The organism is Arthrobacter sp. Y-9 (assembly GCF_029690065.1).
GTDB lineage: Bacteria > Actinomycetota > Actinomycetes > Actinomycetales > Micrococcaceae > Arthrobacter_E.
This window is the reverse complement of record NZ_CP121463.1, coordinates 2,938,709-2,962,249: the sequence shown is the minus strand read 5'-3', so window position 1 is coordinate 2,962,249 and position 23,541 is coordinate 2,938,709. Positions and strand designations below refer to the sequence as shown.

Genomic DNA, 23,541 nt, shown 5'->3' with positions numbered 1-23,541 from the left:
TCACTGTCCGGACATTCGCGGGGCACCCTCGGCCAGCATCTGGGCCTTGAGCGCGTCCGGATTGATCACCTGGGGCGCGCCTCCGTCGACGCCTCGGCCGTAGTACTTCTCGAGGTAGTGCTGACCCACCATGAGGATGCTGGTGATGAGCAGGTACCAGATCGCCGCGACGATGAGCAGCGGAACCGGGAGGTAGAGACGGTTTGCCAGGGCGTTCGTGACGAACGTCAGGTCGAGGGTGAACGGCACGGCGAGGACCAGGGAGGTGGTCTTCAGCATGCCGATGGTCTCGTTGCCGGTGGGGGGCACGATGATGCGCATGGCCTGCGGCAGGACGATGCGCCACATGATCTTGCCGTTGGACATGCCGAGCGCCTGAGCGGCCTCCATCTGGCCCTTGTCCACGGACTTCAAGCCGGCACGGAAGATCTCCGCCAGGTAGGCGGATTCATTCAGACCAAGACCGAGGATGGCGGCCACGGTCGCGGTGATCACCGTCGAGGTGTCGATGCTGAACCACTGGGGCCCGTAGGGGATGCCCGCGCTGATCTTCGGGTAGAGCACTGCGAACAGGCCCCAGAAGATCAACTGGGTGTACACCGGGGTGCCGCGGAAGAACCACACCCAGAACCACGAGGACCAGCGGAGCACCGGATTGTCGGATTGCCGCATGATCGCCAGGATGATGGCGAGGACGATCGCGATGGCCATGGACGCCACCGTCAGGAGCAGCGTCCAGCCCACACCCTGCACGACCTTGACGTCGAGGATGTACTTGCCGACCACGTCCCAGTGGAATTCCTTGTTGGTGAAGATGTTCACCAGGACCGCGACGACCACGCCGATGATGATGACCGCACTGACGATGCGCCCGGGGTGCCGCACCGGCACTGAATGATTCAGCACCGGTGCGTCGTCTTTGTGACTCATGATCTACCTGAGCTTCTGGGGAGAGAGCGGATCAGGACGCGGCCGGAGCCGGGTTCAGCTCGGACTTGGTGATCGCACCTTCGGAGTTGCCCCAGGCGTCGAGGATCTTCTTGTAGGAGCCGTCCGCGATGAGGCTGTTCAGGGTGTCCTGGACCAGGGTCGCCAGAGCGGTGTCCGCCTTGGCCACGGTCACGCCCTGGGGAGCGGCGTCGTAGATGTCACCGATCTTCTCGAGCTGACCGTTGGTCTGGGTCAGCGCGTAGCCGATGATGGGGGAGTCGGCGGCCATCGCGTCGATGGAGCCGTTCACCAGACGGGTGGTGACGTCCGTCTGGTTCTTCAGGGTCACGATGTCGATCGGCTTCTTGCCGGCGTCAACGCACTTCTTGTTGCGGTCCTTCAGATCCGGGTCCTCCTGGACGGTGCCGGTCTGGACGCCGATGGACTTGCCGCAGACGTCATCCAGGCTGAAGCCCTTGGGGTTGCCCTTCTTGACGGCCCAGGTGGTGCCGGCCTTGAAGTAGCTGACCATGTTGACGGCCTGGAGGCGCTCCTTGTTGATGGTGAAGGAGGAGATGCCCAGGTCGTACTTGGGGCCGAGCGCGGGGAGGATGCCGGTGAACTCAGCGGTCTGGACCTGGACCTTCAGCCCGAGCTTCGCGCCGATGGCCTTGGCGATGTCGACGTCGTAGCCGATCGGGGTCTGACCGTCCGCGTCGAGGAACTCCGCCGGTGCGTAGCTGGTGTCGGAGCCGACCACCAGGGTGCCCTTGGACTTGATGGCGGCCGGGACCTTGGCGGCGAGGGCGTCATCCTTCTGGACGGTGCTGGGATCGAACGTCGCAGCGCTGGAGGAGCCGGAGGACGGCTTGGAACCGTTGTCTGCCGTCTCGGAGGCATTGGTGCAGGCGGAGAGTGCCAGCGCGCCGATGGCCAGTACGGCTGCCGTCTTGACCTTGGTGCTACCGAAGAGGGAGCGGTTGAACATCATGATTTTTACCCTTTGTTGCGCTGGGACCTGGAGTTGAGTCCGCTTAAGTGTAGTCACGCATTGAGAGGTGCGTCACAGTCAACTTGCATTGACTATTGGACAACGCCGCGTCGCGAAGCACAAGCCTTGAATGTTGCCTGACGGTAAATTCTTCAGCTCCGCCTCGCCATGTGACTCCCATCACTAAAGCGCAGATCGAAGGCTGGTGGGGAATCCGACTCGCCATTGTGTCCGGTATTCCGGACGCGAAAGACATGCTTCGGAAAACGACGACGCCGGCCGGCCCGCATGCGGCCCGGCGCGGCTTGCGCCGAACGAACGGAGCGTGGGGGAGCCGACGCGCGAAACGACGCTCGGCGTCTGGTCGCCGCGCCCAACGCCGTGGGAAACCCGGAGTGGACCGGGCCCGGCGTCACGCCTCAGGACGCGACGTTGAGGGCTTCCAGCATCGGGCGGAACTTCGCCCAGGTCTCCGCGAGCTCGGACTCGGGGACCGACCCCTCCACGACGCCGCAGCCGGCGAACAGCCGCGCCGTCGAGCCGTCCAGGAGCCCACCGCGCAGTCCGATGCCCCACTCGCCGTTCCCGGCGGCGTCGAGCCATCCCACCGGTCCGGCGTAGGGGCCGCGGTCCAGGTGCTCCAGTTCGCGGATGATCGCGCCCGCGGGCAGGGTAGGCGTTCCGCACACGGCGGCGGTCGGGTGAAGGGCGTTGACCAGGGCCAGGGAGGACGGGATGTGCCCCTCGGCGTCCAGGAGCTCGGCCTTCACATCGGAGGCGAGGTGCCACACATTGGGCAGTTCCAGGATGAACGGTTCCTCGTGGGCGTCGGTGGCTTCGGAGAACGGTTCCAGGGCGTTGACCAGGGAATCGATGGCGATCTGGTGTTCGTGGCGCTGCTTCACCGAACCGGCGAGCACGCGTTCGGCGTAGGCGGTCTCGTCCTCCTCCGCCGTGCGTTCCACGGCGTCCCTGCGGTCCAGGGTGCCGGCGAGGACGCGGGCCTGGGCGGTGCGGCCCACCACCTGGATGAGCATCTCCGGGGTCGCGCCGACGAAGCCGTCCACGCGGTAGGTCCAGCATTCGCGGTACTGCCGGGCCAGCCGGGCCAGGACGTTCTCGGGGACCACGGCGGAGGGCAGGTCCACTTCGACGTCGCGGGCCAGGACGATCTTCTCGACAGCGCCCGAGCGGATGCGCGCCACGCCTTCCTCGACCGCGGTCATCCACTCCGCTTCGCTCAGCGAGCCCGGGCGGATGGGGGCGTTCAGCGCGGGGCGCTGAGCGGCGTCGCCGTCCGAGGACTGCGTCCGGGGGAGCAGGCGCTTGACGGCGTCGCGGACATCGTCCTCCGACGGTGCGGTGTCGGCGAGCGTGGACAGCGTCGCCCAGCGCAGGCCGTTCCGCTGGCCGATGACGAGTTCGGGCACCACAAGGCGCGAGGCGTAGCCGGACGTCTTGGAGAACGCGAAGGAACCGAAGGCGGCGGGGCCGGTGCCGGGAAGGGCGAGGGGGTCGTTGACGTGCGCCGTCAGCGACAGGGAACGCCACCACTGCTCGGCGAGCATGAAACGTTCCGGGCCGGAGACTTCGAAACGGGTCACCTCGCCGAAGCCGAGGAGGCCCGAGCCGCGACGGATCCAGCTCAGTGCGACGGCGGGGGCATGAGGGTCGGCGAGGAAAGCCGCCAGACCGTCCTCGGAGGCGTCCTCGCCCAGAGGTACGGTGGTGCTCTTCAGCGTGCTGCTCATGATGGAACAAGGGTACTCCCGAACTGCGCCTCGTCCTGTTCAGCGCCGGTTCCGTCCGCCCTCTCCGAACCGTCGTGAGGAGAGCGTGATCACAGGGAATCCGTGGTCGTCGCGAATGTTTGCGACAATGAGACGGTGAGCAGCACACCGATCCGAGCCTCGCTCGACAAGCGCCCCGAAGAAGTAGCCACCATGTTCGACGATGTTGCGCCGAAGTACGACGTGGTCAACGATGTCCTGTCCCTCGGACAGACGCGGCGGTGGCGCAAGATCGTCTTCGATGCGGTCGGCGCGGTTCCGGGGCAGCGCGTCCTCGATCTGGCGGCCGGCACCGGCACCTCCAGCGAGCCCTACGCGGACGCCGGGATCGACGTCGTGGCCTGCGATTTCTCCCTCGGCATGCTCAAAGTCGGCAAGCGCCGCCGCCCGGACATCGACTTCGTGGCCGGCGACGCCATGAACCTCCCGTTCGAGGACGACAGCTTCGACGCCTGCACCATCTCCTTCGGCCTGCGCAATGTGAACGAACCGCGCAAGGCCCTCGCCGAGATGCTCCGCGTCACCCGACCCGGCGGCCGGATCGTCGTGGCGGAGTTCTCCCACCCGACCGTCCCCGTCTGGCGCACCATGTACACCGAATACCTCATGCGCGCGCTCCCCGCGATCGCCCGCAAGGTCTCCTCCAACCCGGACGCCTACGTCTACTTGGCCGAGTCGATCCGTGCCTGGCCGAACCAGGACGAACTGGCCCACTGGCTCCAGGACGCCGGCTGGGAGGACGTCGCCTACCGCAATCTGAACGGCGGCATCGTCGCCGTGCACCGCGGCGTCAAGCCCCTGACCGACGACGCCGCAGCCTCCTCCGCACGCCCGGCGCCTGCCGCGCGCTAAAGGGAGCCCGGTGAACGTTCTCATTGTCGGCGCGGGTCCCGCCGGGTCCACCGCTGCGCACTACCTCGCCCAGGACGGCCATGAGGTCACGGTCCTGGAGAAGACGTCCTTCCCGCGGGAGAAGGTCTGCGGTGACGGGCTCACCCCGCGTGCGGTGCGTGAGATCCAGCGCCTCGGCCTGCCCCATGACGAGGCCGACGGCTGGCGCCGCAACAAGGGCCTTCGCCTGATCGCGGGCGGCCGACAGGTGGAACTCGCCTGGCCCGAGGTCGGCGACTTCCCGCAGTACGGTCTGATCCGGACGCGCCTCGGCTTCGATGAGGCGCTGGCCCGCCACGCGGAGGCCTCGGGCGCCACCGTCCTGGAGCGGCATTCCGTCACCGAAGCGCTGCGCGACGATTCCGGACGCGTCATCGGCGCCCGGGCCGCGATCCTCGACGAGCGCGGACGCAAGTCCGGCGAGACGCGCGACTTCCACGCCGACATCGTGCTTGCAGCCGACGGCAACTCGACCCGCACGGCGGTGTCTCTCGGCGTGGCCAAGCGCGACGACCGCCCCCTGGGCGTGGCCGTGCGCGGCTACTACACGAGCCCCCGGCACGAGGACGACTGGATGGAGGGCTGGCTCGAGCTTCCGGGCAAGGACGGCAAGCCCCTGCCCGGCTACGGCTGGATCTTCGGTGTGGGCGACGGAACGTCGAACGTCGGCCTGGGCATCCTCAACTCCTCCAAAGAGTTCGGCCGCCTCGACTACAAGCAGGTCATGCGCGACTGGGTCGCCGCGATGCCGGGCGAGTGGGGCTACCGCGAGGAGAACCTGGTCGGGGAGATCCGCGGCGCCGCCCTCCCCATGGGCTTCAACCGCACTCCGCACCACCTGCCCGGGATGCTGCTCCTCGGCGACGCCGGCGGCATGGTCTCGCCGTTCAACGGCGAGGGCATCTCCTACGCGATGGAGTCCGCGCGCTTCGCCGCCGAGCACCTCATCGACGCCGATCGCGCCGCCCGCAGCGCCACCTCGGCGGGTGCGGCACAGCGCGCGCTCGACGCCGGCCTGGCCGCCTACGCCACGCAGGTGCGCGACGAATGGGGCAGCCACTTCACGCTCGGTCGGGTGTTCGCCCGCCTGATCGGCAACCCGCGGATCATGAAACTCGCTCTGCGCACCGGCATGCCGCTGCCCGCGCTGATGCGGTTCGTGGTGCGCATGCTCGCGAACCTGACGGACCCCCGCTCGGGGCGTTTCGAGGACTCCGTGATCGCTCTGCTCGAACGACTGGTGCCCGCCACGTCGAACACCGGAACGGCGCCCGCCCCCCGTGCGTCCCAGACCTTCCCCGCGACTCGTTAGGCTTTAACCGTGAGCACACCCGCAGACCGCACCTGGACGCACGCCGGACACGGACTTCCCGACGCCGTGGAACCCGAGCCGAGCACCACGGCCATCGCCACCGGACTGACCTTGCCGCGTGGCTTCGCCGCCATCTCCGAGGACCCGGTGATCGGCCCTGCGCTGACCACCAACCTGGCCCGGGTGGAGAAGATGCTGCGGGAGGCCATCGCGAACTCCGATCCTCTGGCGGACGCCACCTCGCGTCACCTGGTGGAAGCCGGGGGCAAGCGCATCCGCCCGCTCCTGGCCCTCCTGTGCTCCCACCTGGGCGACTACACCCGTCCCGAGGTGCTGCAGGCCGCCGTCGTGGTGGAGCTGACGCACCTGGCCACGCTGTACCACGACGACGTCATGGACTCCGCACCTGTCCGCCGCGGCGCGCCGACGGCGCACGAGGTCTGGGGCAACTCGGTGGCCGTCCTGACCGGCGACCTGATCTTCGCCCGCGCCTCCATCCTGGTCTCCGAGCTCGGCGGCCGCGCCCTGGGCATCCAGGCCCGCACCTTCGAGCGGCTGTGCCTCGGTCAGCTCCACGAGACCGTGGGTCCGCGTGAGGACGAGGACCCCTTGCAGCACTACATCCAGGTGCTCGCGGACAAGACCGGTTCCCTCGTGGCCGCGTCCGCGCAGCTCGGCGCGATCTTCGCTGGCGTCGACGAGACCGTGGAGAACGTCCTGGTCGAGTACGGCGAGAAGCTGGGCGTCGCGTTCCAGCTGGCCGATGACGTCATCGACGTGACCAGTGCCCGCGTGAAGTCCGGCAAGACCCCGGGCACGGACCTCCGCGAAGGCGTGCCGACCCTGCCGGTCCTCCTGCTGCGTGAGGCCGCCCGCGACGGCGACGCCTCCGCCGCCGAGGTGCTCGCGTTGGTGGACGGTGACCTGAGCGGTGATGAGGCGCTGGCCGCCGCCGTCGCCGCGCTGGGCGCTCACCCGGTGACCGAACAGTCGTGGGCCGTGGCCCGTCGCTGGGCCGATGAGGCCATGGCCGCTCTGGAGCCGCTCCCCGAAGGCGTGGTCAAGGAGTCCCTGGCGAACTTCGCGCTGGCCGTGGTGGAGCGCACCGCCTGAGCCCACGGCGGCTCCCACCTGGGCCGTTGCATTTTGACACTTCGTGACAGCATCCCGGCACGGTTCTGGACCGTGCCGGGATGTCCTGTTTCCGGATGACATCGTGTGAACCGGAATTAATCCACGCCGGACAACGAAACAGACCCGCAGGACATCTAGGGGGGATATCTGTCCGACGGGCCTGTTTCCTGGAAAATCGGGGGCTGCTCGGAAGGGCCCCCGAAAGAACCACCTTAGGAGGGGGCGATTCCTGAGGTCAGCTTATGACGGTTCTTGTCATGCAGTCCAGTCATTCACTGATAATTCACGTGCCGGGGGAGAAGTGAGAGTCAGGACTCTTCGTCGTCCTCGAACGCCCAGGCCAGCATGTCGAAGGTGAACTCGGAGAAGGTGCCGTCCTCGCTCTTCCATTCGCCGCGGGCGTTGTTCTTCCGCCAGACGATCGGGTCCGGGACGCTGAGGTCGCCCACCCGGATGCCCCAGGTGTAGCTCTCGTCCTCGTCCTCCAGGAACATGAGGAAGCCCTCGTCGTCGACCTCCAGCTCTTCCGGGTCCCAGAAGTAGTGGTAGGCCTCCATGATGTCTTCGCAGCCGCCGAGAGCCAGATAGAACTCCCGCATGGCCTGAGGAAGCGTCAGCTTCAGCCCGGCCAGGGCGGCGTCGAGCTCAGCCTCGGGGATGCCGTCCTCTTCCTGCCAGTCGTCTGCCAGGTACTTCGGGACAAGCGCGCGGTACTTCTCCAAGAACATTTCGCTCATGGGTTCCATCCTATCCAGTGGAGCAAGCCCCCGCGGTGGCCTGGGACGGAGTTCACTCCGCCCGGGGTCACGCGCCGCGTGTGGTCGACCGTGGGCGTGCTTCACCTTGCACTTTCTCGGGGCTCAGGGCCGGGAAGCCCGAGAAAGTGCAAGGTGACGGCGGCGATGGCCAGGGGCGTGATGTGCGGAGAGGCCAGGCGGGCTCTCCTGGCCGCCAACCGGACCGGAGCAGGGCTTGCCGGACACGGAGAACCGCCCGGGGCGGAGTTCCGTGGAGGTCAGCCGCCCCGAGCCGCACCTCCGTCCAGCCGAGCGCTTCGGTGATCGCGGCACGGTCGATGTCCCGGCGGTGCTGCCGGGCGGCGGCGTGGGGCTCGCCGTCGTACTGCAGCGAGATCCGGCACGCTGGATAAGCGCCGTCCGGCCAGAGGACCGGCTGCCCGAATTCGCCGCGGAGCATGACGTTGAGTTCGGGTTCCGGGAGTCCCGCCGCCGTGAGGGCCAGGCGGAGCCGCGTCTCCCGAGGAGAGTCAGCGCCGATCCGGACCAGCCTCAGAGCCTTTCTGGCCCTGACGATGCCCCGTGCCCGCGGAGGCCGTTCGAGCATCTCCGCGAGGGCCGTCGGCGTGGTCCACGGGATCCGGGGCGCCGGGAACCCCCGAGGATGTGCGCAGACCAGATCATCTCCCGCGATGACCAGTTCCTCAAGGCTTAGATCCCGGGCCAGATCCAGCCAGGTGCGCGCCGCGGTCGTGATGCGGAGGCCGTCGAGGACACGGACCTCGTCGGGTGCGAGGTCCAGTCCGACGCCGACGACACGACGACGGCGGGCCGGCGCGGTGCCCGGCGGGCTGCTGAGGTGGACGGGCCACAGCGACTCGTGGCGGCGCGGGAGGGGGACGCCTTGCAAGGCGGCGGCCGTGAATCGGACGAAGGTGTCCTTCGGGCGCAGGGCAGCGAGGGCCCGGACCTCGTCGGCGGCCCGGAGGCCGACTCCTGCCGGGCGGCGGAAACCGTTGGTGAGAATCTCGAGATCCCGCGCGTACAGCCGGCTGCGCGGGGTGCCGTCCCGCAGTGCTTCCCGCAGCGTGAAGGACATGCCCCTCAGCTGAGGGGGCAGGGGGCGGGCGCGCATGGTCCAGTCTGGACCGGATCCGGGGTCACGTGCAGGAGTTATCCACAGCCTGTCCGGCGAAGCCCACGCGTCGGCCGGAGCTGAGGCCTGGAACCGTGCTTCACCTTGCACTTTCTCGGGGCTCAGCGCCGGGAAACCCGAGAAAGTGCAAGGTCGACGTCATGCGCGGTCCAAGGTCACGGTGAAGGGCCAGGTCCTCAGTCGAGCTGACGGTGCCAGCCGTGCACGGCCAGGGGGACGTACCAGTGGCGGCGCCAGGCCGTGACCCGGAAGGCGAAGACGAGGGCGGCGATCGTGAGGCCGGTGACGGGGTTGAACCAGCCGAGATGCCAGACGAGCGCGGTCAGGGCGGCGCCGCAGAACGCCGGGAGCGCGTAGATCTCGCGGGCGTCGAAGAGGGCGGGCACCTCGTTGGCCGTGATGTCCCGCAGGACCCCGCCGCCCACGGCCGTGGTCACGCCCAGCAGGATGGCCGCCACCGGGTTCGCGCCGAGGGAGATGGCCTTCAGCGTGCCGGAGATGCAGAACAGCGCGAGCCCGCCGGCGTCGAACAGGGTGAGCAGGGAGGTGAAGCGCTGCACGCTGTTGAACAGGATGTAGACGAGCGCCGCGGCCAGGATCGGCGGCACCAGGTAGACGGGCTGGCCGAAGGCGGAGGGCAGATGCACGCCGAGGATGACGTCGCGGACCACACCGCCGCCGAGGCTCACGAGGCAGGCGAGGAGGACGGAGCCCACGACGTCGAAGCGTTTGCGGGCCGCCAGGAGCGAGCCGGAGACGGCGAAGAAGAACACGCCCAGCAGGTCGAGGGCCAGGAGGCCGGTGTCAAAGGACATGGCCTTCCCTTCCGTGGTGTCGGATCGCACTCGTGTCCGTGCGCACACCGGAATCCGGAACGGGTCGCCCGACATGCTTCGCAATCAAGGTTAAGGCACCCGGGGACCGCTCGCGTTAAGCTCCCAGTCATGACTCACAGCCCTGTCCTGATCGCGTGCTCGCACGGAACCAGCAACGCCACCGGCGACGCCGAAGTGCGCGAGCTCCGGCGGGCCGTGTCCGCGCTCCGCCCGTCGCTGGACGTGCGCGAGGCCTACGTGGACGTGCAGGAGCCGGCCCTCCCCGACGTGGTGTCCGCCCTGCCCGAGGGCGAGCCGGCCGTGATCGTGCCGGTGCTCCTGAGCGTCGGGTACCACGTGAAGGTGGACATCGCCCAGGCCCGGGACTCCCGGCCCTGGACCTCGGCGGCGGCGCCGCTCGGCCCGGATCCGGTGCTGGTGGACGTGCTGGAGGAGCGCTTGCGGGAAGCCGGGCTGGCGGACGACGACGCCGTCGTCCTGGCCGCCGCCGGCTCCTCGAACCCGGCGGCCTCCGCAGCCGTGGAGGAGGTTGCGGGGCAGCTCGCCATCCGTCTCGGCAGGCCGGTGAGCTGCGCCTACGGAAGCGCGGCAGAGCCGAAGGTGCCCCACGCGGTGGCGGCGGCCCGGGCGGCGGGGGCGCCGCGCGTCGTCGTCGCGTCCTATCTGCTGGCCCACGGCTGGTTTCATGACCAGCTCTTCAAGGCCGGAGCGGATCTGGTGACCGAGCCGCTGCTGCCGTCGGAGGCCCTGGCCGGCCTCGTCCTGAAGCGCTTCGACGAGGCCGTGGCCGCCGCACCCGGCGCGTGACGAAATATTGCCCCCCGTGTCGTCACATGTCCGGTGACCTTGGGAGGCCAAAGTGGGCCACCCTACATTTTCTGTATGACCGACACAGCTCTAGCCGGAGCGACCCCCTCGCCCGAAGCCCGTCCAGCACGCACGCCGCGCGCGGGCCGGCCGGCCGCCAAGCCGCATGGCCAGTGGAAGGTTGACGGCACCACGCCGCTCAACCCGAACGAGGTGTGGAAGCAGGAGGACGGTGGGCTCAGCGTCCGCGAACGCATCGAGACCATCTACTCCAAGGGTGGCTTCGACTCGATCGACGGCACCGATCTTCACGGGCGTTTCCGCTGGTGGGGCCTCTACACGCAGCGCAAGCCCGGGATCGACGGCGGCAAGACCGCCACGCTCGAACCGCACGAGCTCGAGGACAAGTACTTCATGCTCCGCGTCCGGATCGACGGCGGGGCGCTCACCACGGAGCAGCTGCGGGTGATCGGGCAGATCTCCGTCGACTTCGCCCGAGGTTCCGCGGACATCACCGATCGCCAGAACATCCAGCTGCACTGGATCCGGGTGGAGGACGTGCCGGAGATCTGGCGCCGCCTCGAAGCGGTGGACCTCTCCACCACCGAGGCCTGCGGCGACGTGCCGCGCGTCATCCTCGGCTCGCCCGTGGCCGGCATCGCCAAGGACGAGATCATCGACCCGACGCCGCTGATCCACGAGATCGCGGAGAAGTTCATCGGCGATCCCGAGCTGGCGAACCTGCCGCGCAAGTACAAGACCGCCATCACTGGCCACCCGTCGCAGGACGTGGTGCACGAGATCAACGACTGCGCCTTCGTCGGTGTGGTGCACCCGGAACTCGGCGTCGGTTACGACCTGTGGGTGGGCGGCGCGCTGTCCACCAACCCCATGCTCGGCAAGCGCCTGGGCGCCTTCGTCACCCCGGAACAGGGCGCCGAGGTGTGGCACGGCGTCACGCAGATTTTCCGCGACTACGGCTACCGCCGCATGCGCACCAAGGCCCGCCTGAAGTTCCTCCTGGCCGATTGGGGTCCGGAGAAGTTCCGGCAGATCCTCGAGGACGAGTACCTCGGCTACCGGCTGGCCGACGGCCCCGCCGCACCCAAGCCGCCCACTCCCGGTGACCACATCGGCGTCCACGAGCAGAAGGACGGCCGCTTCTTCATCGGCGTCGCTCCTACGGTCGGCCGCCTGTCCGGCGAGAACCTGGTCCGCCTGGCCGAGGTGCTGGAGGCCCACGGCTCGCAGCGCCTGCGCACCACCCCGCATCAGAAGCTCGTGGTCCTCGACGTCCCCGGTGACCAGGTGGAACCGCTCATCGCCGAGCTCGACGCCCTGGGCCTCTCCGCCCGGCCGAGCGTCTTCCGGCGCGGCACCATCGCCTGCACCGGCATCGAATACTGCAAGCTGGCCATCGTGGAGACCAAGGTCACCGCGGCCACGGCCATCGCCGAACTGGAGCGGCGCCTCGCCGACCTGGTCGAGGCGGGCACCCTGCCCGACGCCCTGAGTCTGCACATCAACGGCTGCCCCAACTCCTGCGCCCGCATTCAGACCGCGGACATCGGGCTGAAGGGCATGATGCTCCCCGTCGACGGCGGCGACCCGGCTCCCGGCTTCCAGGTGCACCTGGGCGGCGGGCTGGCGTCGACCTCCCGCGAGGAGGCCGGCCTGGGCCGCACCGTCCGCGGACTCAAGGTCTACGTGGCGGATCTGCCCGACTATGTGGAGCGTGTGGTCCGCCGCTTCGTCGCCGACCGCGCCGAAGGCCAGAGTTTCGCCGAATGGGCCCACGCCGCGGACGAGGAGGCACTGCAATGAGCACGGACATCCGCACCGACAAGGGCCTTCGCACTCCGGAGGAACTGAAGGCTCTCGCCGAGTCGGGCGCGGCAGAACTGGCCTGGGACGCCCCGGCCGAAGACGTCATCGCCTGGGTGAAGCGCAACTTCGCGACGCCGGCGGTCACCGTGGCGTGCTCCATGGCCGACGCCGTGCTGCCGGCCCTGGTCGCCGAGCAGTTGCCCGGCGTCGACGTCCTCTTCCTCGACACCGGCTACCACTTCCCGGAGACGTACCAGACCCGCGATCTGGTGGCCAAGACCCTCCGCGTGAACGTGGTGGACGTGCTGCCGGAGAACACCGTGGAACAGCAGGACCGGCTGTTCGGCAAGGACCTGTTCGCCCGCGACGCCGCCTCCTGCTGCAACATGCGCAAGGTGGTGCCGCTGCGCCGCACCCTGGCCGGTTACGAATTGTGGTTCACCGGCGTCCGCCGCGACGAGGCCCCTACCCGGACCAACACCCCGCTCGTGACCTGGGATGAGGCCAACGGCCTGGTGAAGGTCAACCCGGTGGCGCCGTGGAGCTACGAGCAGCTCATGGAGTACTCGGACGAGCACCTGCTCCTGTCCAACCCGCTCCTGACCCAGGGCTACCCGTCCATCGGCTGCCAGCCATGCACGAACAAGGTCGCGCCGGGGGCGGACCCGCGATCGGGCCGTTGGGCCGGATCCGACAAGACCGAATGCGGGCTCCACACGACATGAGCGCCCAGACCTTTTCCGAAGAACTCGAGGTGGAGAACGTGACGCAGGACATTGCGGCGGCGGGGGTGTCCCCGGAAGCGGCGCATCGCGCGAGCGAGGAACGAGCGAGCGTGTCTAAGCCGCGAGGGGATGACCCTGCGGCCGCCCGCAACCGGCTCGGCACGCTTGACGCCCTCGAGGCCGAGGCCATTCACATCATCCGCGAGGTCGTCGCCGAGTTCGAGCGGCCCGCGCTGCTGTTCTCCGGCGGCAAGGACTCCGTGGTCATGCTGCACCTGGCCACCAAGGCCTTCTGGCCGGGCAAGGTGCCGTTCCCGGTGCTGCACGTGGACACCGGGCACAACTTCCCCGAGGTGATCGAGTTCCGGGACCGGACGGTCGAGCGGCTCGGTCTGAAGCTCGTGGTCGGTTCCGTGCAGGAGTTCATCGACCGGGGTGAGCTCCAGGAGCGCGCCGACGGCACCCGGAATCCGCTGCAGACCGTGCCGTTGCTGGACGCCATCCAGCGGAACAAATTCGACGCCGTCTTCGGCGGCGGCCGTCGCGACGAGGACAAGGCCCGCGCCAAGGAGCGGATTCTGTCCCTGCGGGACGAGTTCGGGCAGTGGGATCCGCGCAATCAGCGGCCCGAGCTGTGGAATCTCTACAACGGCCGCTACACGGTGGGCCAGCACGTGCGGGCCTTCCCGATCAGCAACTGGACCGAGCTGGACATCTGGCGCTACATCGAGCGCGAAGGCATCGAACTGCCTGGCCTGTACTACGCCCATGAGCGGGAGGTCTTCGCCCGGGACGGGATGTGGCGTGCCGTGGGCGAGGTGTCCCAGCCGGCGCCGCATGAGGAGGTCATCACCAAGCTCGTGCGCTACCGCACGGTGGGGGACATGTCCTGCACCGGCGCCGTGGAGAGTGACGCCGCGGACGTGGCCGCCGTCGTCGTCGAGGTCGCGGCGTCGACTCTGACCGAGCGTGGCGCGACCCGCGCCGATGACCGCATCTCCGAGGCGGCCATGGAAGACCGCAAGAAGGACGGGTATTTCTGATGAGCACCGCACTCGCGTCCAGCACGCTGTTCCGTTTCGCGACGGCCGGCAGCGTCGACGACGGCAAGTCCACCCTGGTGGGCCGCCTCCTGCACGACTCCAAGGCGATCCTGGCCGACACCCTCGACGCCGTCGCCCGTACGAGCGCGGACCGCGGCTTCGGCGGGGAGAAGGGCGGCCTGGACCTGGCGCTGCTGACCGACGGCCTGCGCGCCGAGCGGGAGCAGGGCATCACGATCGACGTCGCCTACCGCTACTTCGCCACGGACCGCCGCAGCTTCATCCTGGCCGACTGCCCCGGGCATGTGCAGTACACCAAGAACACGGTGACGGGCGCGTCGACGGCGGACGCGGTGGTCGTGCTGATCGACGCCCGCAAGGGAGTCCTCGAACAGACCCGCCGGCACCTGTCCGTCCTCCACCTGCTGCGCGTCCCGCACGTGATCGTCGCCGTGAACAAGGTGGACCTGGTCGACTTCTCCGAGCCCGTGTTCCGGGAGATCGAGGCGGACATCCGCCGGGTCTCCCAGGAGCTGGGGATCGGCACTGCACAGGCCGATGGAACCGCGGATCACGCCGACGTCCGGGTCATCCCGGTGTCCGCCCTCGACGGTGACAACGTCGTGGACCGTTCCCCGCGCATGCCCTGGTACGACGGCCCGTCGCTGCTGGAGGTCCTCGAGACCCTGCCCGCCGCGGACGAGCTGGAGGATGAGCACGAGGCGTTCCGCTTCCCCGTGCAGCTCGCGATCCGTCCGCAGGGCGCCCTGGCGCCGGATGCCGTCGCGCGTGGCCTGGATGTCGAGGAGTACCGCGACTACCGCGCCTATGCGGGTCAGGTGGCCGAGGGCACGGTGACGGTCGGCGATCAGGTGGTGGTCCTGTCGCCGGGGCATGAGCCCCGCACGACGACGGTCACCGGGATCGACTTCGCCGGCACGTCCCTGGACACGGCTTTCGCCCCGCAATCGGTGGCGCTGCGCCTCGCCGACGAGATCGACATCGCCCGCGGTGACACGATCGCCGCGGCCGGCACCGTGGGGGCGAGCTCCGCGGATCTGTACGGCTCCGTGGCGTGGCTGTCCTCCAAGCCGCTGCGCGAAGGCGCCCGGGTGTTCGTCAAGCACGGCACGCAGACCGTGAAGGCGATCGTCCGCTCGGTCTCCGGCAAGCTGGACTTGGACACGTTCGAGGTGCAGCCCGCCTCCGACCTGGAGCTCAACGACATCGGCGAGGTCCAGATCCGCCTGGCCGCGCCTCTGCCGCTGGAGCCGTATGCCAAGCACCGCCGCACGGGCGCCTTCCTGGTGATCGATCCCGCCGATGGCAACACCCTCGCCGCGGGCATGGTCAAGGAGCACCCGGGCGACTCCGAGGACGAGCGGTACTGGATCTAGCCCCGCTCCCGTTTCGGCTCGCGAGAGAACAGCTGAGGCCCCTTCCCGACGTGGGAAGGGGCCTCAGCTGTCACTTCGCGGAGCCGGGTTCCGGCGCTAGGGGGCGCACTGGAACTTCGCGTCGCCCCACACCCCGTGGGCCCCGTTGATGGAGCCGGAGGGCTTCACCACGAGGTCGAGGTAGTTCACACCCCGCAGATCCACGTCCACGCTCTCCGGGGCGAATCCGGGCACGTAGGTGCGTGAGGTGTAGGCCGAGGTGCCATCGGCGTTGACGGAGAAGATGATGTTCCCTGCGAACCCCTTCTCCAGACCGACCTGTGAGGTGAACCGCGTGCACTTCCCGCCCAGGTAATAGGTGATCCGGGATTCCGCGTGGACCCCGAGACCCTTGGTGTAGCTGGGGCTCGCGCCCGTGGCGGGATCCGTGTAGTTCAGCGCGAGCGGCAGGTCAGGCGAGGTCGCCGTGTCCTTGTTCGCCACGTCCTTGCCGATCACGCCATAGCCGTTGACGGCCTGGACCCACTCGACGTCGGACGCGTACACGGTGCCGTGCGGCACGGCGGGCAGCGGCTGGGTGGTCACCTGCCAGTCGAAGAACTTCACCCGGGTGTCGGTCGGAAGCACGACGGCGGCCAGCTCCTTGGCCGGGTTCAGCCGGACCATGTTCGCGAAGGCCTGGTACTTGTACTGCGTGTACTCGGGTGACGCGCCATTGGCGTTGTTGCGGCCCTGTTCGGACACCGCCACCACGCCGCCGCCCAGCTCCTTGGGCTGCAGCCAGTTGGGGAAGAAGATCCCTTGCTGTTCGGTGCTGCCGTCCGTGTACCGCAGGGTCAGGACCGGGGTGGTCCCTCCGCCGACCGCCGCGGACCCGAGCACCGCCAAGTGGGTGCCCTTGCCGCTCACGGCGATGGTCTGGCCGTCGAGTGCGGTGGCGTTGGGGACGTCGGGCCCGACGCTCGGCCAGGTGAAGTCCACCTCGCGGGGTGTCCCCGCATAGACCGGGACCTTGCCGCCGGGCTTCACCCCGCCGGCCGGGACGGTCGCCTGGGCGAGCTGTTCGGCGGAGAAACTCGCCCCGCCGCCGTCGAAGTTCCCGGTGCTCTTGTTCGCCACCGTGGTGACCGCGACGTTGTTGAACGCGGCTTGCAAGGAGCCGTAGGCGACGTAGATCGAGTTGCCGCCGCGCACGGTCTGCGCGCTGCCGTCACGCGCCGTGTACGACGCCGTCGCGGCCAATTGCTGCGAACCGGCGGCCGCGCTCGGGCCGGGGCTCACCGTGAAGCTCGCGGTGACGCTCTGCCCGGCCTTGACCTCGGACGCGGTCGCACCGGAGGACGAGACGAGGGTCCACCCGGCCGGGAGTGCGGGGGTGATCTTCACGCCCGTCTTGCTCCAGGTCCCGGTGTTCACGAACTGCGCGGTGAAGGTCGTCTGCTTGCCCTGGAACACCTCCTTGTCGACGCCGGCCCGCAGCTCCGCGGCCTGCGCCTCCTGGGTCTTCCCGGCCATGGGCCCGGCGTTCTTCAGCTGGACCGTGGCGCTCGCCGAGGACGCCAGGGGAGCGGTCTTGACCCGCACCACCGAGGTGGCGGCGTCGTAGAACCAGCCCTGGGTGGCGGCATCCAGCGCAGCCTGTCCGGAGACCCGGGGGAGGACCGTGGAGCCGGTCTTCACCTGCTGCGGCGCCGTCCCGACGTGGGCGTTGATCAGGTACGGGCGGGCGGCGGCCATCCCGGTGTAGGAGCCCTCCCGCGCGCCGACGGTGACTTTGACGGTGCCCGTGCCGAAGTCCGGGGCGTCCACGGTGAAGGTCTGCCGTGCCGACTTGCCGTTCTTGTAGTCGCGCGTGACCTTGTCGTCCTCGTACAGGGTGAAGGTGGACTTGCCCTTGGCGAAAGCCTCCACCGTGACCGCCGAGTCCTCGGGGACGAGCGAGGCGTTACGGGCCACCTTGCCCTGCGGAATCACGGCCCCGACGCGGACGAAGAGCGGCAGGCGATCGAGCGGCGCGTCGTAACCGTTGAGGATCTGGCCGCCGTCGTAGACCTTACCGGTCCAGTAGTCGACCCACTGCTGGCCGGCGGGCAGCTGGATGCCGTTCCGCACGGTGCTCTGGGTGTAGACCGGCGCCACGAGGAAGTCCGAGCCGAGCATGAACTGCTGGTTCGCCTCGGCGGAGTAGGACGCGGCCTGCTCCGGGAACTCGAGCGCCATGGACCGCATCATCGGCACGCCCGTGGAGTGCGAGTCCTGGGCCAGGGTGTAGAGGAACGGCATGAGTTGCTGCCGCAGCTGGAGGTACTTGCGGTTGATCGCGGTGGCGTCGTCGCCGTAGAGCCAGGGGCGCTTGTCGGTCGGGGCCCAGCCGGACATCGAGTAGAGGGCCGGTGCGAAGGCCTTCCACTGCAGGTCGCGGACGTAAGACTCTTTGGAGCCGCCGAAGATGCCGTCGACGTCACCGGTGGTGAACGCCAGGCCCGAGTTGCCCGCGCCGGTGAGGGCCGGGACCTGCCAGCGGATCGCGTCGAGGTTGCCGCTGTGGTCGCCGGTCCACTGCATGCCGCAGCGCTGGGAACCGGCCCAGCCTTCGACCATGAGCGCGGTGCCGCGGGCTGAGGAGTTGTCCTCGATGCCCTGGTGGGCGGACTCGCAGCCCGTGAGCGCCTGGCGGTAGCCGGAGCCGACCCACGCGACGTCGAGCTTCCGGAGCCGCACGCCGGCCTGCCCGACCTCGTAGGCCTGGTTGGTCAGAGAGCGCTGCGTCCAGAGGCCCACCTTGAGCTGGGTCTCGTCCTGGATGCTCTTCACGGTCTCCGGCAGCTGCTGGTACTCGCAGCCGTAGCCGTCGTTGACGAGCATCCAGCCTGCAGGCATGTCGTGGGCGACGAACTGCCGCGCCGTCTTGATGGCGTCCGGCGTGCGCTGCTTCGCGCCGTCGGGGTCGCCGTAGCCCGAAGAGGAGTAGCCCGGGTTGGAGCGGTTGTAGCAGTCGGCGTCGCCGTATTCGAGGGCGTAGACCGGAGGCATCATCGGTCGGCCGGTCAGCTGCGTGTAGCCGTCCAGCGCCGACTTGTAGTCGCCCACGAAGTAGTAGGCGTCGAAGCGCTTCTCTTCGTGCGTGGTGCTCGGGGACGTGCCGAAGTCGTAGCTGCCGCGGGCGAACGTGTCCCGGAGGACGCCGTAGCCCTTGCTGGACATGTAGTACGGCACGGCGTTGGGGTAGCCGTCGTCGGTCCAGTTGAAGTTCTTGGCGATGTTGATGACCGCGCCGGTGTGGATGGCCCGGCCGTTCTGCATGCCGCCGCCGATGAACTGTTCGCCGGCCTGAGGTGTCAGGTGTTCGGTGGTGCTCTTGGCGCCGAAGCTCAGGGGCGCGGACTCTTCGAAGACGGTGCTGCCGTCCGGGCGGGTGACTTTGATGCGGCCGGTGGACTTCTCCACGGCGACGCGGACGGCGTCGGTGGAGGCGGTGATCCAGTCACCCTCGCTGAGCGTGAGCCCGGTGCCGGGGAAGCTCTTGGCGCCGACGACGATGTCGGCACTCTGAGCCGGGTCCCCCTGGTCCGTGTTCGCGGGATCGGTGAAGGCCCCGCCGGGGGCTGCCTCGATGCGGAAGGTCTTGGAGTCGAGGAAGGTGATCCGGAAAGCGCCCTTCTCGGCGGTCAGGTTCACTGTGCCGCCATCGCGGGCGACGCCGGTGACGGCGCCGAGGGTGCTGCCGCTCTGGTCGACCGGGACCTCGGGGGTCACGGGCTTGACCTTGACGGGGGTGCCGGTCTCGGAAGCAGTGGTGGTGGGAGTGGTGGTGGGTTCAGGTGCGGCGACGGCCGCGGACAACGGGGAGAGCGGTGCACAGCTGAGCGTGACGGCGGCGGCCAGGGCCAGGAGGTTCCCGGTGTGGCGGCGTCGTTGCCGTGTGTGCACCCCGGAACGGGCGGGGTGCGGTCTCATGGGCAGCCTTTCTTCATGCATTGAAGTGATGAAAAAATCGGTTAACCGTGCACTAATAATCAGTTGCCGGGGACGGGGAGTCAATGGTTGATGTGAAACGATTCACACATTGCGACGGCGCGGGTGTGCCGGCGGGTGTGCCGGCCGGGGCGTGCTGCGCGGGTGTGTTCGGGTTGTTCCGAGGCGCCGGGGTTGGTTTCTAGGCTGGGAAGCATGACTTCGGCACCCTTGCGCCCCACGCCCGGGCAACTGGCCTGGCAGCACGACCGGATGGGCGTGTTCTTCCACTTCGGCGTCAACACCTTCCACGGCAAGGAATGGAGTGACGGGACGCTGCCGGCGTCGAGTTTCGATCCCGCCGAGCTGGATGCGCGGCAGTGGGTCCGAGCGGCGCGGCTCGCCGGGGCGAAGTACGTGGTCCTGACCGCGAAACATCACGACGGCTTCTGTCTCTGGCCCACGGCGACCACCGCGTATTCGGTGGCGTCCTCGCCCTGGCGAGGCGGCGCGGGGGACGTGGTCGCGGAAGTAGCGCAGGCGTGCCAGGAAGCGGGGCTGAAGTTCGGGCTGTACCTCTCACCGTGGGACCGGAACGCCGCCTGCTACGAGGATCCGGAGGCCTACGACGAGTTCTACCTGGCCCAGCTGCGGGAGCTCTGCACGCGGTATGGGCCGCTGCACGAACTGTGGTTCGACGGCGCCGGTTCGGAAGGCCGGGTCTACGACTGGGAGCGGATCGGCGCCGTCATCGCCGAGCACCAGCCCGGCGCGATGGTGTTCAACATGGGCCCCGCCACGATTCGCTGGGTCGGCAACGAGGACGGGCTCGCCGAGGATCCGGTCGAGTACGTCGTCTCCTCCACGGCCGTCTCGAACTACGTGAGCGACTCCGCCGCGCTGGGCCGGGAGGCGTACCTGCCTCCCGAATGCGACGTCTCGCTCCGGCCCGGCTGGTTCTGGCAGCCGTCCGAGGAGCCGAAATCCGTGGACCACCTCCTGGCCATCCACTACCGGTCGATCGGCATGGGGGCGAATCTCCTGCTGAACCTTCCGCCGGATCGCCGCGGGCTGATTCCCGAGAGCGATGTGCGGCGCCTTGGCGAGTTCCGGGCTGAGCTGGACCGGCGCTTCGGCAAGCCGGTCGAGGCGAAGGTTCTCCGGAGCGGGCCCGGGGAGTGGACCCTCGATTTCGGCCGGGATGTCCCGTTGGACCACGTGGAGCTCAGGGAGGATCTGGCGGAAGGCCAGCGGGTGGTGCGGCATCGGCTCCTGACCGACGACGGCGATGTCCTCGCCTCCGGTCTGACGGTCGGCGTGCAGCGGCTGCACGCCGTCGCGCCGGTCATCGCACGGCGGCTGCGCGTGGAAGTGGACGGCGACGACGCGCGGCCTGCGTTCGCGCGGGCCTATGACACCGGGGGCGCCCCGGTCCCGGTGATCGCGTACGCGGCCCCGACGCACCGGCCGGAGGACTGACGCTGCCCGTCCCTGCGTTGTGTGCTCAGTTGTTGCGGGTTTTTCCGCTCAACACCCGCAACAACTGAGCACACAACGCGTGAGGAGGAGAGGGCCCGGGAACGTGAAGGCCCGGCGACTACGAAGCCGCCGGGCCTTCACTGGTCCGTCAATACCGCGTCAGGGTGCCGCAGTTCCGGACTTCGAGCGCGGTGATCCAGCTCGGGACCGTGGCGATCACATCGGCTGATCCGTAGTAGTTCTCGGCGATGTCCCCGAAGGTCCCGCTGAATCCGGTCAGGGCGGCGAGGTAGCAGCCGTCGTGTGAGCTGCTGCCGTAGTACGTCCCCGGCAGGATGTCGATGCCGACCCGATAGATGCCGTCCGCGGTGATCCGGGTGGCCCTCGGGCCCGTGGGCGTCACCGTGGTCCAGGAGCCGCAGCCGTGGGATTCGAATCCGGCATCGCCTGCGTTGATCTGAACGTAGGTCCGTGCGGAGCCGAAGTAGTTGGCCTTGACGTCCTTCAGGAGACCGCTGAATCCGCTGAGGCGTGCCCAGTAGCAGCCGGCTCCGGTTCCCGTCGCCTTGTACAGGCCGGGCTTGATCTGCGTGCCGACGCGGTACACGCCGTCACCGCGGAGCACGGTCACGGGCCACAGCGGCAGCTTCACCACGGGACTCATCGTGGCCCTGCCGTCGTAGTACACCCGTCCCACGGCCACTCGCACCGAGAGGGAACGGCCGTTGTCGGCGGCGCTGACCTTGTAGGTCCGACCGCGGGCGCCCGCGATGGCGGAGCCGTTGCGGTACCACTGGTACGTGATGCTGCTCGGGGCGGGGTTGTAACTTCCCGCGTAGGCCGTGAGGACGGAGCCGAGGGCGAGGCGTCCTGTCACCTTCGGCGCCGCCCTGAGGACGAAGAGGGCCTTGCCCACGCCGATCGGCGAGGTGCTGACAGCACGTGTGACGTAGCCGGGCTTGGACAGTGTGACCTTCACGTTCACCCGGGCGCCGATGTATCCCGTGGTCAGGTAGAGCGAACTCCCGGTGGCGCCCCTGATGGCGACGCCGTTGCGGTACCACTGATAGCGGATGGTGGTCCCGACGGGCCATCCCTGGGCCACACGGAGGGTGTTGCCGTAGCGATGCGTTCCGGTCACCACCGGTGACTTCGTGGCCACGAGGAGTCCGATCGCGATGGTCCGTGCCGCGGAGAACCGGTCCACCGAGGTGTACCCGGGCTTGGCCGACCGGACCCGGACCTTGAGCGGCTTCCCGTTGTCTGCGGCAGTGGTCGTGTACTTCCGGCCCACCGCACCGGCGATCGCCGTCGTCCCGCGGTACCACTGGTAGGTGACGGTGGAGGCGGCCGGTGCGGACACGCCCGGGTTCGCCGTCTGCACCTGGCCGACCCGAGCCGTGCCGCTGATGGTCGGCACGGAGACCGAGCTGAAGGCGGCGCTGGTGGCGGTGACCTGCCTGGACTGGAATTCGTGGTCCGTGAAGCCTTCGGCCGAGAGGGTGATGGTGGCCTGGACGGGCTTGCCGACGTCCGCCGGGCTGACCACATACTGTTCCGAGGTCGCGCCGGGAATCGGAACGCCGGCCCGGAACCACTGGTAGCGGAGGGTGCCGCGCGTGGCGGAGTCATCCCATGCGGGCTTGTCGAGCGTCAGCGTCTCGCCGACGACGGCCCGACCCGCCACGGCGTTGTTCCAGGTGAGGTCGGTGAACTCAGCATTGCGCACGACGAGTGGCGCTGACGTGGCATCGGTTCCGGACGGCGTGTCCTCCCGGGACGCCGTCACCGTGAGCTGAACGGTCTTCCCCGCCATGCCGGGCAGCAGCACCAGGGAGTCGATCTCTCCGGTGACGTGGTCGGTCGTCTGGACCGCCGTCCCGTCGACGGTCCAGATGAAGCGGAACTTCGTCGCGCCCTCCCACAGTCCTCCCTTGGAGGTCAGGGTCTGGCCGACCACCGGCTCGCCGTGGACGACGGGAACCGCGATATTGCTCGGCGCCGGAGTCTCGGTGGGTTCGGTCGTCGCGGTCGGGTCCGGAGTCGGTGAGGTCGTTTCCGTCGGCTCCTGGGTGGGCGTGATGGTTCCGGTCGGTTCCGGTGACGGAGAGTCCGTGTGCGCCGGGGTCTCCGTGGGGCCGCCGGTCGGCTCCCCGGTGGGCTCCCCGGTGGGTTCCCCGGTGGGTTCCCCGGTGGGTCCGTCCGTGGGCGCTTCCGCGGCGATCGACCGGGCGGCCACGCTGGTCGGCGCGGCCTGTGCGGCCGGCGCGATCAGCAGGCCTGCGAACAAGGTGATGGCGCCTGTGGCCGCCACGAATCCGGCGGCGAGGCCGGGACGCGGCCGGGCATGGGTGTTCCTGAAGAATGACAAAGAGATGCTCCCCCGAGTGATGTGATCAGTGATCTGATCAGCACGATCGTAGGGACATCGGTGACGATCCCACAATGGTTTCCCGGATTTATGGGGATAAGACGGGCCGGGCGGAATGTGGAAGCCGCATGCCGCCGTCGTCGTCCGCCAAAAGGCGAGCC

Annotated in this window: 17 protein-coding genes; 9 read left to right on the top strand and 8 right to left on the bottom strand. The window is 68.9% G+C overall.

From position 1 onward, the window contains the following. The 3 genes from P9849_RS13400 to P9849_RS13390 all read right to left on the bottom strand — a co-directional run bounded on the left by P9849_RS13400 (window position 1) and on the right by P9849_RS13390 (window position 3,672). Complete coding sequence (locus P9849_RS13400) at window positions 1–930, bottom strand: amino acid ABC transporter permease (RefSeq protein WP_278267228.1); 930 nt, start codon at window positions 928–930, stop codon at window positions 1–3. 31 nt (window positions 931–961) lie between these two features. Next, window positions 962–1,921 carry an ABC transporter substrate-binding protein gene (locus P9849_RS13395; protein WP_278267227.1) on the bottom strand — a complete coding sequence of 320 codons (960 nt, stop codon included), beginning with the start codon at window positions 1,919–1,921 and terminating at the stop codon, window positions 962–964. Between the two features lie 419 nt (window positions 1,922–2,340). After that, the gene (locus P9849_RS13390) at window positions 2,341–3,672 is read right to left on the bottom strand and encodes an isochorismate synthase (RefSeq protein ID WP_278267226.1); all 1,332 of its coding nucleotides are present in this window, start codon (window positions 3,670–3,672) and stop codon (window positions 2,341–2,343) included. A 192-nt stretch (window positions 3,673–3,864) separates the two neighbouring features. On the opposite strand from P9849_RS13390, the gene P9849_RS13385 reads away from it, so the two are divergent. From P9849_RS13385 to P9849_RS13375, 3 genes are read left to right on the top strand one after another with little or no spacing between them, the layout of a single operon-like run. Then, window positions 3,865–4,563 (top strand): demethylmenaquinone methyltransferase, encoded by a 699-nt coding sequence (locus P9849_RS13385; protein WP_278269165.1) that lies wholly within the window; start codon window positions 3,865–3,867, stop codon window positions 4,561–4,563. A 10-nt stretch (window positions 4,564–4,573) separates the two neighbouring features. Then, window positions 4,574–5,914: a geranylgeranyl reductase family protein gene (locus tag P9849_RS13380; protein ID WP_278267225.1), complete on the top strand. Its 1,341-nt coding sequence runs from the start codon at window positions 4,574–4,576 to the stop codon at window positions 5,912–5,914. A gap of 9 nt (window positions 5,915–5,923) precedes the next feature. After that, window positions 5,924–7,027, top strand: a complete 1,104-nt coding sequence (locus tag P9849_RS13375; RefSeq protein WP_278267224.1) for a polyprenyl synthetase family protein — start codon at window positions 5,924–5,926, stop codon at window positions 7,025–7,027. Between the two features lie 329 nt (window positions 7,028–7,356). Here P9849_RS13375 and P9849_RS13370 read toward each other — a convergent pair whose 3' ends face one another. From P9849_RS13370 to P9849_RS13360, 3 genes are all read right to left on the bottom strand, one after another. Further along, window positions 7,357–7,785, bottom strand: coding sequence for a hypothetical protein (locus tag P9849_RS13370; RefSeq protein WP_066211826.1), 429 nt, complete (start codon window positions 7,783–7,785; stop codon window positions 7,357–7,359). A gap of 67 nt (window positions 7,786–7,852) precedes the next feature. Continuing rightward, on the bottom strand, window positions 7,853–8,920 hold the full coding sequence (locus P9849_RS13365; RefSeq protein ID WP_278267223.1) for a hypothetical protein: 1,068 nt from the start codon (window positions 8,918–8,920) through the stop codon (window positions 7,853–7,855). A 197-nt stretch (window positions 8,921–9,117) separates the two neighbouring features. Next, window positions 9,118–9,756, bottom strand: coding sequence for a trimeric intracellular cation channel family protein (locus P9849_RS13360; protein WP_278267222.1), 639 nt, complete (start codon window positions 9,754–9,756; stop codon window positions 9,118–9,120). 129 nt (window positions 9,757–9,885) lie between these two features. On the opposite strand from P9849_RS13360, the gene P9849_RS13355 reads away from it, so the two are divergent. The 5 genes from P9849_RS13355 (at window position 9,886) to P9849_RS13335 (ending at window position 15,576) form a co-directional block, all read left to right on the top strand. Next, window positions 9,886–10,584: a CbiX/SirB N-terminal domain-containing protein gene (locus tag P9849_RS13355; protein ID WP_278267221.1), complete on the top strand. Its 699-nt coding sequence runs from the start codon at window positions 9,886–9,888 to the stop codon at window positions 10,582–10,584. A 75-nt stretch (window positions 10,585–10,659) separates the two neighbouring features. After that, window positions 10,660–12,408, top strand: a complete 1,749-nt coding sequence (locus P9849_RS13350) for a nitrite/sulfite reductase (RefSeq protein ID WP_278267220.1) — start codon at window positions 10,660–10,662, stop codon at window positions 12,406–12,408. Then, window positions 12,405–13,136 (top strand): phosphoadenylyl-sulfate reductase, encoded by a 732-nt coding sequence (locus P9849_RS13345; RefSeq protein WP_278267219.1) that lies wholly within the window; start codon window positions 12,405–12,407, stop codon window positions 13,134–13,136. Before P9849_RS13350 ends, P9849_RS13345 begins: the two co-directional genes overlap by 4 nt. After that, the gene (gene cysD / locus P9849_RS13340; RefSeq protein WP_278267218.1) at window positions 13,133–14,179 is read left to right on the top strand and encodes a sulfate adenylyltransferase subunit CysD; all 1,047 of its coding nucleotides are present in this window, start codon (window positions 13,133–13,135) and stop codon (window positions 14,177–14,179) included. Before P9849_RS13345 ends, cysD begins: the two co-directional genes overlap by 4 nt. Further along, on the top strand, window positions 14,179–15,576 hold the full coding sequence (locus tag P9849_RS13335) for a GTP-binding protein (protein WP_278267217.1): 1,398 nt from the start codon (window positions 14,179–14,181) through the stop codon (window positions 15,574–15,576). Before cysD ends, P9849_RS13335 begins: the two co-directional genes overlap by 1 nt. A 96-nt stretch (window positions 15,577–15,672) precedes the next feature. On the opposite strand, the gene P9849_RS13330 is transcribed toward P9849_RS13335, so the two are convergent. Continuing rightward, window positions 15,673–19,533 (bottom strand): NPCBM/NEW2 domain-containing protein, encoded by a 3,861-nt coding sequence (locus P9849_RS13330; RefSeq protein WP_278267216.1) that lies wholly within the window; start codon window positions 19,531–19,533, stop codon window positions 15,673–15,675. A gap of 213 nt (window positions 19,534–19,746) precedes the next feature. Here P9849_RS13330 and P9849_RS13325 point away from each other — a divergent pair, with 213 nt between their 5' ends. Beyond that, on the top strand, window positions 19,747–21,009 hold the full coding sequence (locus tag P9849_RS13325) for an alpha-L-fucosidase (RefSeq protein ID WP_278267215.1): 1,263 nt from the start codon (window positions 19,747–19,749) through the stop codon (window positions 21,007–21,009). A 148-nt stretch (window positions 21,010–21,157) separates the two neighbouring features. On the opposite strand, the gene P9849_RS13320 is transcribed toward P9849_RS13325, so the two are convergent. Beyond that, a complete protein-coding gene (locus P9849_RS13320) occupies window positions 21,158–23,380 on the bottom strand; it encodes a PT domain-containing protein (protein ID WP_278267214.1) in 2,223 nt (740 codons plus the stop codon). Between the last annotated feature and the right edge of the window lie 161 nt (window positions 23,381–23,541).

What these genes read in the sequence shown, in the direction of transcription:
- P9849_RS13365 (WP_278267223.1), bottom strand. Translation starts at nt 8,920, where the DNA reads ATGCGCGCCCGCCCCCTGCCCCCTCAGCTGAGGGGCATGTCCTTCACG.
- P9849_RS13355 (WP_278267221.1), top strand. Translation starts at nt 9,886, where the DNA reads ATGACTCACAGCCCTGTCCTGATCGCGTGCTCGCACGGAACCAGCAAC.
- P9849_RS13360 (WP_278267222.1), bottom strand. Translation starts at nt 9,756, where the DNA reads ATGTCCTTTGACACCGGCCTCCTGGCCCTCGACCTGCTGGGCGTGTTC.
- P9849_RS13325 (WP_278267215.1), top strand. Translation starts at nt 19,747, where the DNA reads ATGACTTCGGCACCCTTGCGCCCCACGCCCGGGCAACTGGCCTGGCAG.
- cysD (WP_278267218.1), top strand. Translation starts at nt 13,133, where the DNA reads ATGAGCGCCCAGACCTTTTCCGAAGAACTCGAGGTGGAGAACGTGACG.
- P9849_RS13390 (WP_278267226.1), bottom strand. Translation starts at nt 3,672, where the DNA reads ATGAGCAGCACGCTGAAGAGCACCACCGTACCTCTGGGCGAGGACGCC.
- P9849_RS13385 (WP_278269165.1), top strand. Translation starts at nt 3,865, where the DNA reads ATGTTCGACGATGTTGCGCCGAAGTACGACGTGGTCAACGATGTCCTG.
- P9849_RS13400 (WP_278267228.1), bottom strand. Translation starts at nt 930, where the DNA reads ATGAGTCACAAAGACGACGCACCGGTGCTGAATCATTCAGTGCCGGTG.
- P9849_RS13370 (WP_066211826.1), bottom strand. Translation starts at nt 7,785, where the DNA reads ATGAGCGAAATGTTCTTGGAGAAGTACCGCGCGCTTGTCCCGAAGTAC.
- P9849_RS13395 (WP_278267227.1), bottom strand. Translation starts at nt 1,921, where the DNA reads ATGATGTTCAACCGCTCCCTCTTCGGTAGCACCAAGGTCAAGACGGCA.
- P9849_RS13350 (WP_278267220.1), top strand. Translation starts at nt 10,660, where the DNA reads ATGACCGACACAGCTCTAGCCGGAGCGACCCCCTCGCCCGAAGCCCGT.
- P9849_RS13335 (WP_278267217.1), top strand. Translation starts at nt 14,179, where the DNA reads ATGAGCACCGCACTCGCGTCCAGCACGCTGTTCCGTTTCGCGACGGCC.
- P9849_RS13330 (WP_278267216.1), bottom strand. Translation starts at nt 19,533, where the DNA reads ATGAGACCGCACCCCGCCCGTTCCGGGGTGCACACACGGCAACGACGC.
- P9849_RS13345 (WP_278267219.1), top strand. Translation starts at nt 12,405, where the DNA reads ATGAGCACGGACATCCGCACCGACAAGGGCCTTCGCACTCCGGAGGAA.